Origin of the sequence: Massilia aurea (assembly GCF_024753205.1) — a bacterium.
GTDB classification, from domain to species: Bacteria; Pseudomonadota; Gammaproteobacteria; order Burkholderiales; family Burkholderiaceae_D; genus Telluria; species Telluria aurea.
On record NZ_JANUGZ010000002.1, the window covers coordinates 779,342 to 792,123 of the forward strand.

The following is a 12,782-nucleotide window of genomic DNA, read 5'->3' on the forward strand; positions in this document are numbered from 1 at the left end:
TACACTGCGTCGATGACGGCGTGGTGGATTGCTATGTTAGGGTTTTGTACAAGGCAGGAACGCATCACGCCCCCGGTTTGAATTCCCAGTTCTTCCAGGCGGCCAGCACCGCGTTCGGGTACTTCGGCTTGCCCCGGCTGCCGTTGTAGCGGCCCAGCGCCAGGTACAGGTCGCCCCGCTCCATGTCGATATACATGCGCAGAATCGCGCAGCCATAGCGCAGATTGGTCTGCATGTGGAACAGGCGGCGGCGGTCGCCATCGCCGATTGCCTTGGTCCAGAACGGCATCACCTGCATGTAGCCGCGCGCGCCGGCAATCGAGATCGCGTACTTGCGGTACGCCGATTCCACCTGGATCAGGCCCAGCACCAGCCCCGGATCAAGGCCCGCGCGGGTCGCTTCATACCACGCGGTCTCGAGGAACTCGGTGCGGGTCTGGACGTCGGGCAGGCGCCTGGCCAGGCGTGGCGACATCTGGTCGAACCACGCCTGGTAGCGCGCCCGCCCCGCCTCGGTGCGGAAGGTCGGGCGCGGCGGACGCGCGTCGGCGATGGCGTTGGCCAGCGCCAGACGCACCGAATCCGACAGCGCTTCTTCTTTCTGGTTACCGGCATGCGCCGGCGCCGCCAGACCGAAGGCCAGCGCCAGCAGCACGCCTCCGGTCCGGGAGGCCAGGCGCAACGCCATCACTTGCCCAGCTTGGCCTTGATGAAGCCGACCATCTCGCCCACGGCGACGCTGCTCGCTTCGGCATCGCGGCGGCCCTGGTATTCGAGGTTGCCCTCTTTCAGGCCACGCTCGCCGATCACCACGCGATGTGGCACGCCGATCAGTTCCCAGTCAGCGAACATCGCGCCTGGGCGCAGGCCTCGGTCGTCGACGATGACGTCGATGCCCATGGCCGACAGCGACGCATACAGCTGCTCGGTCGCGTCCTTGACCATCTCGCTGCGGTCCATGCCCATCGGGCACAGCACCACTTCGAACGGCGCCAGCGCGTCCGGCCAGACGATGCCCTTGTCATCGAAGTTCTGCTCGATCGCCGCGCCCAGGATGCGGGTCACGCCGATGCCGTAGCAGCCCATCTGCAGCGGCGCAGGCCGGCCGCCGTCGTCCAGGAAGGTCGCGCCCATCGCCTGCGAGTACGCGGTGCCGAGCTGGAACACGTGGCCCACTTCGATGCCGCGCTCGATCGCCAGCACGCCCTTGCCGTCTGGCGACGGATCGCCCTCGACGACGTTGCGCAGGTCGGCCACGATTGGCTCGGGCAGATCGCGCCCCCAGTTCACGCCGATGTGGTGGAAGTCTTCTTCATTCGCGCCGCAGACGAAATCGGCCATGTTGGCGACCGTCCGGTCGGCCACGACGGTGACCGGCACTTTCGTGCCGACCGGACCGAGGTAACCCGGCACGGTGCCGAACACCTCGAGGATTTCGGCTTCGCTCGAGAAGCGGTAGCCGGTCAGGCCCTCGACCTTGCCGACCTTGATCTCGTTGAGTTCATGGTCGCCGCGCAGCAGCAGCACCCAGTAGCTCTTCTTGCCGTCGTTCTCGACCGTCAGGGCGATGGTCTTGACGGTCTGCGCCAGGTTCACACCCAGGAGCGCAGCGACGGTCTCGCACTTGGTCGTGCCCGGGGTTGGCGTCTTGGTCAGCGTTTGCGTGGCAGCGGCGCGCTCGCCACTGGCGACGGCTTCGGCCGCTTCCATATTGGCCGCGAAATCGGACGTCGGGCAGTAGACCAGCGCGTCTTCGCCGGTGCTGGCGATGACGTGGAATTCATGCGAGCCGGTGCCGCCGATGGCGCCGTTGTCAGCTGCCACCGCGCGGAACTTCAGGCCGAAGCGCGTGAAGATGCGGGTGTAGGCATCGAACATGGTCTGGTACGACGTCTGCATGCCGGCGACGTCGCGGTCGAACGAATACGCATCCTTCATCGTGAATTCGCGACCGCGCATCAGGCCGAAGCGCGGCCGGCGCTCGTCGCGGAACTTGGTCTGGATGTGATAGAAGTTCACCGGCAGCTGGCGGTACGACTTGATCTCGCTGCGCACGACGTCGGTGATGACTTCTTCGGACGTCGGCTGGATCGCGAAGTCGCGGCCATGGCGGTCTTTCACGCGCATGAGCTCGTCGCCCATCTTGTCCCAGCGACCTGTCTCTTGCCACAGTTCGGCCGGTTGCACGAGCGGCATCAAGAGTTCGATACCACCAGCGCGATTCATTTCTTCACGGACGATCGCTTCGACCTTGCGGATGACGCGCAGCCCGACCGGCATATACGTATAGATGCCGGAACCCAGGCGCTTGATCATCCCGGCGCGCATCATCAGCTTGTGGCTGACGATCTCGGCATCGGAAGGCGCTTCTTTCAGAGTTGAAATAAAAAATCGTGAGGCACGCATATCTGTGAATTCTTTTTAAAAAGAGAGGGTTATAATCGACCTAATTTTAAAGGATTAGCCGGCTGATGCGTCCAATCTTTCTACAAACAGGGTCCGGAACCAGCATCATCGACCGCGCAAGCGGTGCGGAAACCCCTTGGGCATGACAATACGTAAGTAAAAATACAAGGGTACCGAGTGCCCGCAAGAGGGAACGTCCGCCGGCAGAAAGTATCGAGGTGCACTTATGCTCGACCGTGAAGGGTTTCGGCCCAACGTCGGCATCATCCTGCTGAACGCTAACAACGAGGTCTGGTGGGGCAAGCGGGTGCGAGAGCACTCATGGCAATTTCCTCAAGGGGGAATCAAGTACGGCGAAACACCCGAGCAGGCAATGTACCGCGAGCTCGAGGAAGAAATCGGTTTGCGTCAGGAGCACGTCAAGATCGTGGGTCGCACCCGCGATTGGCTGCGCTATGAAGTGCCCGATCATTTCATCAAGCGTGAAATTCGCGGGCATTACCGTGGCCAGAAGCAGATCTGGTTCCTGCTGCGCATGGTCGCGCGCGACAACGAAGTCAATCTGCGCCTGACCGACCACCCCGAGTTCGACGCCTGGCGCTGGCACGACTACTGGGTGCCGCTTGACGTCGTGATCGAGTTCAAGCGCGACGTCTACCAGCGCGCGCTGCAGGAGCTGTCGCGCTTTCTGAGCTGGCCGGCCAAGGGCCAGCACGGCGAGCGGCGTCACACTGCGCGCTACCTGCGCCAGCCGCATGGCCGCGCGCAGCCTGGCGCCAAGCCGGGGCAGGACATGCTCGGGGCGGCCGGGCCGGGCAATCCGGCGGCGCCCGATGCACTGGTGCTGGCGCCGAACAAGTAGGCGTCAACAACGCATCGATACCGGAGCTGGCGCACGAGCGCCAGCTCCGGCATCCCGCTTATTCCTCGCAGACGCCCCGCCATTTCATGCACAAAGCATTGTTTTCACGGCAACATTCGCCGGTACAATGCTTGCATGACTACGCCTACCGCCCGCCTGCATCTGCTGCTGCTACTCCTTGCCCTGAGCGCCGTGCCCACTGCCCATGCTTGGCAGGCCGAGCCCAAGCGTTGTCAATTAACCCAGCTCGCGACGCTGCCCGTACGCTATACCGGCCCGGACCTGAACCTGACGATCGAAGGGCGGATCGACGGCACGCCGGCCGACATGCTGGTCGACACCGGCGCCAATGGCACGATACTCACGCGTACCGCGACCGAGCGGCGCGCGCTGACCCTGCGCCCTACTGACGGGCGTGCCTATGGCATTGGCGGCGCGGCCCGCATCTACAGCGCGCAGATCAAGGAATTCAAGGCCGGGCCGGCGGCGATCACCAACAGCCGCGTACGGGTACTGGGTGACTTCGGCACCGCGCCATCGTTCGAAGCGATTCTCGGCGCGCCCTTCCTGCTCCAGTCCGACCTCGAGATTTCCCTGGCCACCAAGGAAATCAAGTTCTTCAAACCGACCAATTGCGATAGCGCGCACCTGGCCTACTGGGACGAGAACGCGATCAAGATTCCTTTTCGCTGGACCAGCTCGCGTCAGGCCAATCCCGAATTCAAGGTGCTCCTGAACGGCAAGGAGGTCACGGCGGTGATCGACAGCGGCTCCGCCAGCACGCTGATGACGCGCCGGGCCGCGGAAAAAGCGGGCCTGAACATGAACTCGCCAGACGTCGGACGCGCTGGCGAAGTGGGCGGCGTCGGGGCCATGCGCATCGCACGCTGGAACGTGACGCTGGACAAGCTGCAGATCGGCCGCGAGACGATCAGCAATGCCGACATCGGCGTGATCGACACGAATGATCTCGACGTCGACCTGCTGCTCGGCGCCGACTTCCTGCGCTCGCACCGCGTCATGTTCGCGATGAGCCAGAAGAAGCTGTACTTTACCTATGTCGGGGGCGACGCACTTGGCCAGCGGCGCCGCATCGAACCATGGCTGCAGCAGGAGGCCGACGCCGGCAATGGCGACGCGCAGATGATGGTGGCCGCGATGCACCGAAGCGGTCATGGCACGCCGCCTGACATGGCGCAGGCGCTGGTCTGGCTCGACAAGGCGGCCGCCAGCGGAAACCCGCGCGCCAACCTGGTCGTCGGCCAGCGCCTGATGAAAGAACGCCGCTATACCGAAGCGGTGGTGCGGCTGCGCCAGGCGCTCGACCGCATGCCGGGCGAGCGCTCCGGCGCGCTGATGCTGTACACGGCGCGCATGCACAATAAAGACCCCGAGCTGGCGCGGCGCGAACTGGCCAGCGCCTTCACGCACGACCTCGATGAATGGCCTGGGCCGATCGCCGATTTCTATCTCGGCAAGCTCGATGAAGGCAAGCTGCTCAAGCTCGCTGGCGAAGAATCGGCGCATGCGCTGCGGCGCACCTGCCAGGCGCGCTTTGCGATCGCCGAGCGCCATCGGTTCACGGGCGATGCCGAGCAGGCCACGCGGGTGCTGGACGCGGCGCCCGAGTGCCGCCAGGGGTCGAAAGAGGCGTCCTGAGGCCGGCCCCGCGCCGGATCGGCGGCTGCGCTACAATGCCCGCTCTCCCCTTTTTTCGCCCCCTCCTGCCATGTTCACTCCGTCCTCGCACGACGTGCGCCGCTTTTTCTGCGACGCCTATCGCAAGCAACGCAATGGCGAAATCCTGACGCCGATGGACGCCATCGCGGCCGACTGGATCGTGCAGCATCCCGAATACCACGACCAGTTCGAGGACATCGAGGCGGCGATTGCGCGCGACTATTCGGTCGAAGGCGGCAAGCCCAATCCGTTTTTGCACCTGTCGATGCATCTGTCGATCGCCGAGCAGATTTCGATCGACCAGCCACGTGGCATCCGCGCCGCGCACGACATGCTGGTGGCCAAACGGGGCGAGCACGATGCCCATCACGAGATCATGGAATGTCTGGGCGAGATGATCTGGGCCTCGCAGCGGGGTGGCGTGCCGCCCGATACCGAGGCGTATATCGAATGCGTGCGGCGCCGCGCGTTTGCCTGATTCAAGCGAGTTTGTCGTCCGCGACCCGGTAACGCGGGTCTTCCACCAGATTCACCTCGATCATGTCCTGCGCCTTTTCCAGCAGCTCGCGGCAGTCGGGGCTCAGATGGCGCAGATGCAGGCGCTTGCCCAGCAGGCGGTAACGCTCGGCCAGCGCGTCGATCGCCTGGATCGCCGAATGGTCCACCACGCGCGCATGCAGAAAATCGATCACGACATCCTGCGGATCGTCCTTCGGCGTGAAGATGCCCTGAAACGCACTCACTGACGCAAAGAACAGCGTGCCGTCGAGCGCATACACCTTCCAGCCTTGATCATCGACCGCGACCGCCGCCTTCACCTGGCGCGCATGCTGCCACGCGAACACCAGCGCCGAGACGATCACGCCGGTCAGCACCGCCACCGCCAGGTCGACCAGCAGCGTGATTGCCGCCACCAGCACGACCACGAACAGATCCGCACGCGGCACGCGCCCGGCCAGGCGGAACGTGCCCCATTCAAAGGTCTTTTCGCAGACGACGAACATCACGCCGATCAGCGCCGCCAATGGAATCGCCTCGATCCAGCTGGAACCGAACAGGATGAAGCACAGCAGGATCACCGCCGCCGCGATGCCCGACAGGCGCCCCGTCGCGCCGCTGTTCACATTGATCATGCTCTGGCCAATCAGCGCGCAGCCGCCCATGCCGCCAAACACGCCGCTGACGACGTTGGCCGCGCCGAGCGCCAGCGATTCGCGGTTCGGCTGGCCACGGGTGTCGGTGATTTCGTCGATCAGCGTGAGCGTCAGGAGCGATTCGATCAGGCCCACACCCGCCATCACGAGCGCGTACGGGAACACGATGCGCAGCGTGTCCCACGTCATTGGCACGTCGGGCAGCGCGAAGCTGGGCAAGCCGCCGGCGATGGAACCGAGGTCGCCCACGGTGCGCGTCTCGACGCCCAGCAGCGCGCAACCGACGCTGGCCACCAGGATGCCCACCAGCGTGGACGGCACGGCTTTGGTAATTCGCGGCGTCAGGTAGATCACCGCCATCGTGATGGCGATGATGACACCCATCGTGACCAGCTGCGCGGCCGGCATCCATTGCGGCGTGCCGTCAGGGCCCGCCACCTTGAAGTGCCCGAACTGGGCGAGAAAGATCACCAGCGCCAGCCCGTTGACGAAGCCGAGCATCACCGGATGCGGCACCATGCGAATGAATTTACCGAGCCGCGCGGCGGCAAACAGCAGTTGCAGCACGCCCATGAGCACCACGGCCGCCAGCAGGTACTGCGCGCCATGCTGCACCACCAGCGCGATCATCACGACGGCCAGCGAGCCGGCGGCGGCCGAGATCATGCCGGGCCGCCCGCCGAATGCAGACGTGATGAAGGCGACCAGCACGGCGGCGTACAGGCCGGTAAGCGGCGACAGGTGGGCAACCAGGGCGAAGGCAATCGCCTCGGGCACGAGGGCCAGGGCGACCGTCAGGCCGCTGAGCAGGTTGGTTTTGAGATAAGCGGGGGAGAGAGATGACACGAAAAGCTCCGGCGGGTGACGCGGCAAGGGGCTCGCATGTTACCAGGGAGTGCCTTGCGCGTCTGGCGCCGGGCTTATTTCTTGGTCACCAGCTGGCCCGGCAAACTGCCCAGGTACGCGCCGAGATCGGCCATGTCGCGGTTCGACAGCGGTTGCACCAGCGCTGACATGATCGGGTTCACGCGCCCGTTCGGGCCGGCCCCGCGCTTGTAGGCGCGCAGCGCCGTCGTCAGGTAGTCGGCGTGCTGGCCGGCCAGTTTGGGGTAGCTCGGGTCGATCGGCTTGTTGAAGTCGGCCCCGTGGCATGAGGCGCAGTTGTGCGTCTTGGCGAGCGCAGCGCCGCGCGCGACGTCGGCGGCCGATGCGCTTGCGCCCAGCGCGCCCAGCACCATTGAAAAGACAATCCGTTGCATGGCGTGGTTCATCGCGTGGCCACCGTCTGTTGGGAGTAATAGGCCGCCACGTCGGCGATGTCCTGGTCGGTCAGCGACTTGGCGATATTGACCATCGACGGATGCTTGCGGTCGCCCTTGCGGTACGCCTTGAGGGCGGATTCGAGATATTTGGCGGACTGGCCGCCGATCATTGGCACCCGGTAGACTTCGGGAAACGCCGTCTTGTAGCCGCCTTGAATGCCGTGGCAGCCGATGCACATCTCGACCTTGGCGACGGCCGCCTTGGGATTGCCGACGACTTCTGCGGCCGTGGCGACGGCGCTGCCGGCGGTACAGGCGCATGCTGCCAGTACCAATGGTGCCAAACTTGTTTTCATGGGCGTCTCGTTAGTTGTAATTCGAAAACCGCAACCGCATAAAAAGTTAGCAAAGGTCTACCAACGGGCCGATTCTATCTGAAGACTTGACACCAGTCTACAAACCGGACGGGGGCGGCGCGCCCAGGGTTATGGCGTATACTTCCTGCCACCGACCGACTCGACAAAGCACCCGCCATGCATGCTGCTCCCCGCTTCGAAGGCAGCGACAAATACGTCGCCACCGCCGACCTGAAACTGGCCGTCAACGCGGCCCTGACGCTGGGCCGTCCGCTCCTGATCAAGGGCGAGCCGGGCACCGGCAAGACCATGCTGGCCGAAGAAGTCGCGGCCAGCCTGAACATGCCGCTGCTGCAGTGGCACGTCAAATCGACCACCAAGGCCCAGCAGGGCCTGTACGAATACGACGCCGTCTCGCGCCTGCGCGACTCGCAGCTGGGAGACGAGCGCGTGCGCGACATCCAGAACTACATCGTCAAGGGCGTGCTGTGGCAAGCCTTCACGGCGCCCGAACCCGTCGTGCTCCTGATCGACGAAGTCGACAAGGCCGACATCGAATTTCCGAACGACCTGCTGCGCGAACTCGATCGCATGGAGTTCTATGTGTATGAAACGCGCGAGATGGTCGTGGCCATCCACCGCCCGCTCGTGATCATCACGTCCAACAACGAGAAGGAGCTGCCGGACGCGTTCCTGCGCCGCTGCTTCTTCCACTACATCCAGTTCCCGGACCGCGAGACGATGGCCGACATCGTCGGCGTGCACTTCCCCAACCTGCGCCAGGATTTGCTGGCCGCGGCGCTGCAAAGCTTCTATGCCATGCGCGATGTACCCGGCATCAAGAAGAAGCCGTCGACCTCCGAATTTCTCGACTGGCTCAAGCTGCTGCTGGCCGAGGACGTGCCGGCCGAGGCCCTGCGCGCCAGCGGCGAAGCCAAGGCCGGTATTCCGCCGCTGCACGGCGCCCTGCTCAAGAACGAGCAGGACGTCGGCCTGTTCGAGCGCCTGATGTTCATGGCGCGGAATAACCGGTGATGGTGGCGCCAGCCCCCTCGATGCGATGCTGATCGATTTTTTCCGCGCCCTGCGCGAGGCCCGCATCCCGGTCTCGATCCGCGAATTTTTGACGCTGCTCGACGCGCTGCAACGCGGCGTGATCGCCCCGTCGCTCGACGACTTCTACTACCTCGCGCGCCTGACGCTGGTGAAGGACGAAGCCCACTTCGACAAGTTCGATCGCGTCTTCGGCGCCTGGTTCCGCGGCGTCGATGCGGTATTCGACGAGAAGTCCGAGATTCCGCTCGACTGGCTGATCAAGCGCTTCGAGCGCGAGCTCACGCCCGAGCAAAAGGCGCAGCTCGAAAAATTCGGCTACGACAAGCTGCAACAGCGCCTGCAGGAGCTGCTGAAAGAGCAGAAGGAACGCCACGCGGGCGGCAGCAAGTGGATCGGCACCGGCGGCACGTCGCCGTTCGGGCATGGCGGCACCAACCCTGAAGGCATCCGCATCGGCGGCGAGAGCCGCAATCGCACCGCCGTGAAAGTGTGGGACCAGCGCACCTACCGCGACTACGACGGCGAGCGCGAACTGGGCACGCGCAACCTGAAGGTGGCGCTGCGCCGCCTGCGCCGCTTCGCGCGCCAGGGCGCGGCGGATGAACTGGCACTGGACGACACGATCCGCGCCACCGCCAGCAACGCCGGCTGGCTCGACATCCGCATGCGGCCCGAGCGCAAGAACCGGATCAAGGTCGTGATGCTGTTCGACGTCGGCGGCTCGATGGACGACCATATCGAACGCATCGAAGAACTGTTCTCGGCCGCCAGCAGCGAATTCAAGAACATGGAGTTCTACTACTTCCACAACTGCGTCTACGACTACCTGTGGAAGAACAACGCACGCCGCCACAGCGAGCGCTTTGCGACCTGGGACGTGCTGCGTAAATATCCGGCCGATACGCGCGTGCTGTTCGTCGGTGACGCAACCATGAGTCCCTACGAAGTCATGGCGCCCGGTGGCTCGGTCGAATACAACAACGACGAAGCGGGCGCGGTCTGGCTGGCGCGCTTCATGACCGCGTTTCCGAAATGCGCCTGGCTCAATCCCGAGCCCGAGCACCTGTGGCAGTACCGGCAATCGATCGCGCTGATTCGCCAGGTGATGAGCAACCGGATGTTCCCGATCACGCTGGAGGGCCTGGAACGGGCCATGCGCTTGTTAAGCAAGTAGTGTTAGCACGGACACGGACGCGGGCTGCCGGGCGCACTAGAATCGCGCAACGATAAGAAGAAGGAGACCGCATGCCTGACCTGTTGTCCGTATTGACGAGCCTTGCCTGGCCCCTGGCGATTGCGCTGGCGTGGCTGGCCGGTGAATTTGGCCAGCGCTGGACCGGCCTGCCCCGCATCAGCTTCTACGGCCTCGTCGGCTTCGCGCTGGGCAGCTCGCAGATCGGCGTGCTGCCCGCGGCCGATCTGGGCCCGGTCGCGCTGCTGGCCAATATCGCCTTCGGCCTGGTCCTGTTCGAACTGGGCAACCGCATCAATCTGCGCTGGCTCGTCAACAATCCGTGGATCGGCGTGGCCGGCCTGGTCGAGTCCAGCCTGACCTTCGTGCTCGTCTACCTCGTCGCCATCGCGTTTGGCGCGGCCCAGATTACGGCGCTGCTGATGGCGGCGCTCTCCATGGCCACCTCGCCCGCCACCGTCGTGCGGGTCATCAACGAGCAGAAAAGCTCGGGCCAGATGACCGAGCGCGTGCTGCACCTGTCGGCCCAGAACTGCGTGCTGGCCGTGTTCGCATTCAATGCCATCATCGGCGTCTGGCTGTTCCACACGCAGGACGCCGTCAGCGAGGCACTGTGGCAAAGCCTGGTCATGCTCGCTGCGTCGATCGTGGCCGGCGCCGTGTTCGGCTTACTGGTGCCGGCGCTGCTGCGCGCGATCGGCAATGCGCAGCAGGACACCACCGTCGCATTCGCCCTGGCCGTGATCCTGCTCGTGTCGATGTGCGACGTCGGCGGCCTGTCGCCGGTCGTCGCAGCGCTGGCCTTCGGCCTGACCGTGCGCTCGCGCCGCGTGACCTTTACCCAGACCCAGCGCAATTTCGGCGCGCTGGGCGAAGTGCTGACCGTGCTGCTGTTCGTCTACGCCGCTTCGACCCTCGACTGGCGCCTGGTGGCGGCCGGCGGCGTGATGGCGGTGGTCGTGGTGCTGGTGCGGCTGCTGGCCAAGACCGCCGGCGTGGCCGCGTTCTCGCACCTGTCGGGCGTCACCTGGCGCAAGGGCGCCCTCACGGGCCTGGGCCTGGCGCCGCTGGCCGTGTTCGTGATCCTGATGCTCGAACATGCGCGCTATGCCGGCCTGAAAGTGGTCGACGACCTGCACGCGATGGCCGCGGTGGCGATGCTGCTCGAAGTGTTTGGCCCGATCATCATCCAGCGCGCCCTGATCTGGGCGCACGAAGCACCGGAGTCCCATCATGCCGCTTGACGCGTTTACCCCGTCCACGCCGCTCACCTTCGGGGTCGAGCTCGAACTGCAACTGGTGAACCTGTCGGACTTCAACCTGACCGCCGCCAGCCCCGACCTGATGCATCTGCTGGAGCGCAAGCCGTTCCCGGGCAACGTCACGCCCGAGATCACCGAGAGCATGATCGAGATTAATTCGAGCGTGCACACATCGTATGGCCCGTTGCTGGCCGAGCTGACCGAGATCCGCGACACGCTGGTCGCGGCCAGCGACACGCTCAATATCGGCATCGCCGGCGGCGGCACGCACCCGTTCCAGCACTGGTCCGACCAGCGCATTTCGGCCAAGCCGCGCTACGAATACCTGTCGCAGCTGTACGGCTACCTGGCCAAGCAGTTCACGGTATTCGGCCAGCACGTGCACATCGGCTGCGCCAACGGCGACGATGCGATGTACCTGCTGCACGCGCTGAACCGCTACCTGCCGCACTTCATTGCGCTGTCGGCGTCGTCGCCGTTCGTGCAGGGTCACGACAGCCTGTTCGAATCGGCACGCTTGAATTCCGTGTTCGCGTTTCCGATGAGCGGCCGTGCGCCCTTCACGCTCAGCTGGCAGGAGTTCACCGACGTGTACTTCGCCAAGATGGAACGCACGAACATCATCAAGAGCATGAAGGATTTTTACTGGGACCTGCGACCCAAGCCCGAATTCGGCACGATCGAACTGCGCGTGTGCGACACGCCGTTGACGGTGGAGCGGGCCGCCGCGCTGGCCGCCTACCTGCAGGCGCTGTGCCACCATCTGCTCGAGCGCAAGGACGAGGCGCCTGCTGAAGACGACTACCTCGTCTACAACTACAACCGCTTCCAGGCCTGCCGCTTTGGCCTGGATGGCAGCATCACGCACCCGAAAACCTACGACAGCATCGTGATCCGCGACGATATCCTGGCCACGCTCGAACGGATGCTGCCACACGCCGAAGCGCTGGGCAGCGTCGAGGCGCTGCAGCACTTGGCAGCAGCCGCGCGCGGCGGCAGCGACGCGGCGATCCTGCGTCGGCACGCCGAGCGCGAAGGCTCGGTCGAAGGGATGGTCAATGCGGCGATCGGGCACTTCCGGGGTGACCGCAGCGCCTGATCGGGCAACCGCTTACCCGGCCACCGGCACGCCCTTGCCGACCCAGCCCGTCTTCATGAAGCGCGCCAGCAGCGGCTGTTTGGCAGGCGCCGGCGCCGACAGCCTGGCGTCGACCACGTTGGCCCACTGGTCAGCCAGCTGCTCGCAGGTGGCGCGCAGCACCGGGTCGATCGTCGGCAGGCGCGCCAGCGCGCACAGGTGGCGCTCGATCACGGATGCCAGCTTGACGCACGGCGGCTCGCCATCGCCCTTGGCGCTGTAATGCGACATCAGGTGCAGGAGCGAGGCGACCAGCAGCGTGTCCTGGTTACGCGGCTCGCCCGCTGTGGATGGCGTGGTAGGTGTGGGGGAAATCGTCATGCGAAGCGCTCCATGGACCAGAACAAGACAATGAGATGAGAATGATTCTCATTCATTATTCCCGTGTCACACGGCGAAAGCAAGCGATTTCGT

The 12,782-nt window shown here is 64.8% G+C and carries 13 protein-coding genes; 7 read left to right on the plus strand and 6 right to left on the minus strand.

What is annotated here, in order from left to right:
- Positions 1-64: 64 nt before the first annotated feature.
- Positions 65-688: a lytic transglycosylase domain-containing protein gene (locus NX775_RS08970; RefSeq protein WP_258835678.1), complete on the minus strand. Its 624-nt coding sequence runs from the start codon at positions 686-688 to the stop codon at positions 65-67.
- Complete coding sequence (locus tag NX775_RS08975; RefSeq protein WP_258835679.1) at positions 688-2,406, minus strand: proline--tRNA ligase; 1,719 nt, start codon at positions 2,404-2,406, stop codon at positions 688-690. The genes NX775_RS08970 and NX775_RS08975 overlap by 1 nt, the downstream gene beginning before the upstream one ends.
- Before the next feature lie 226 nt (positions 2,407-2,632).
- Here NX775_RS08975 and NX775_RS08980 point away from each other — a divergent pair, with 226 nt between their 5' ends.
- From NX775_RS08980 to NX775_RS08990, 3 genes are all read left to right on the plus strand, one after another.
- A complete protein-coding gene (locus NX775_RS08980; protein WP_258835680.1) occupies positions 2,633-3,268 on the plus strand; it encodes an RNA pyrophosphohydrolase in 636 nt (211 codons plus the stop codon).
- 135 nt (positions 3,269-3,403) lie between these two features.
- Positions 3,404-4,927, plus strand: a complete 1,524-nt coding sequence (locus tag NX775_RS08985; protein WP_258835681.1) for an aspartyl protease family protein — start codon at positions 3,404-3,406, stop codon at positions 4,925-4,927.
- A 70-nt stretch (positions 4,928-4,997) separates the two neighbouring features.
- On the plus strand, positions 4,998-5,426 hold the full coding sequence (locus NX775_RS08990; RefSeq protein WP_183556282.1) for a DUF1841 family protein: 429 nt from the start codon (positions 4,998-5,000) through the stop codon (positions 5,424-5,426).
- A 1-nt stretch (position 5,427) separates the two neighbouring features.
- Here the strand turns inward: NX775_RS08990 and NX775_RS08995 are convergent, their stop codons facing one another.
- The 3 genes from NX775_RS08995 to NX775_RS09005 all read right to left on the minus strand — a co-directional run bounded on the left by NX775_RS08995 (position 5,428) and on the right by NX775_RS09005 (position 7,720).
- On the minus strand, positions 5,428-6,948 hold the full coding sequence (locus tag NX775_RS08995) for a SulP family inorganic anion transporter (RefSeq protein ID WP_258835682.1): 1,521 nt from the start codon (positions 6,946-6,948) through the stop codon (positions 5,428-5,430).
- A 74-nt stretch (positions 6,949-7,022) separates the two neighbouring features.
- Entirely contained in the window at positions 7,023-7,361 is a 339-nt protein-coding gene (locus tag NX775_RS09000; protein WP_258835683.1) for a c-type cytochrome, read from the minus strand.
- A gap of 8 nt (positions 7,362-7,369) precedes the next feature.
- Positions 7,370-7,720 carry a c-type cytochrome gene (locus NX775_RS09005; protein WP_258835684.1) on the minus strand — a complete coding sequence of 117 codons (351 nt, stop codon included), beginning with the start codon at positions 7,718-7,720 and terminating at the stop codon, positions 7,370-7,372.
- Between the two features lie 177 nt (positions 7,721-7,897).
- Between NX775_RS09005 and NX775_RS09010 the strand changes: the two genes are divergently transcribed.
- The 4 genes from NX775_RS09010 (at position 7,898) to NX775_RS09025 (ending at position 12,329) form a co-directional block, all read left to right on the plus strand.
- The gene (locus NX775_RS09010; RefSeq protein WP_258835685.1) at positions 7,898-8,755 is read left to right on the plus strand and encodes an AAA family ATPase; all 858 of its coding nucleotides are present in this window, start codon (positions 7,898-7,900) and stop codon (positions 8,753-8,755) included.
- 25 nt (positions 8,756-8,780) lie between these two features.
- Positions 8,781-9,950, plus strand: coding sequence for a vWA domain-containing protein (locus tag NX775_RS09015; RefSeq protein ID WP_258835686.1), 1,170 nt, complete (start codon positions 8,781-8,783; stop codon positions 9,948-9,950).
- 71 nt (positions 9,951-10,021) lie between these two features.
- The gene (locus NX775_RS09020) at positions 10,022-11,212 is read left to right on the plus strand and encodes a cation:proton antiporter (protein ID WP_258835687.1); all 1,191 of its coding nucleotides are present in this window, start codon (positions 10,022-10,024) and stop codon (positions 11,210-11,212) included.
- On the plus strand, positions 11,202-12,329 hold the full coding sequence (locus NX775_RS09025) for a YbdK family carboxylate-amine ligase (RefSeq protein WP_258835688.1): 1,128 nt from the start codon (positions 11,202-11,204) through the stop codon (positions 12,327-12,329). Before NX775_RS09020 ends, NX775_RS09025 begins: the two co-directional genes overlap by 11 nt.
- Before the next feature lie 12 nt (positions 12,330-12,341).
- On the opposite strand, the gene NX775_RS09030 is transcribed toward NX775_RS09025, so the two are convergent.
- Positions 12,342-12,689, minus strand: a complete 348-nt coding sequence (locus tag NX775_RS09030) for a hypothetical protein (RefSeq protein WP_258835689.1) — start codon at positions 12,687-12,689, stop codon at positions 12,342-12,344.
- Positions 12,690-12,782 lie beyond the last annotated feature (93 nt).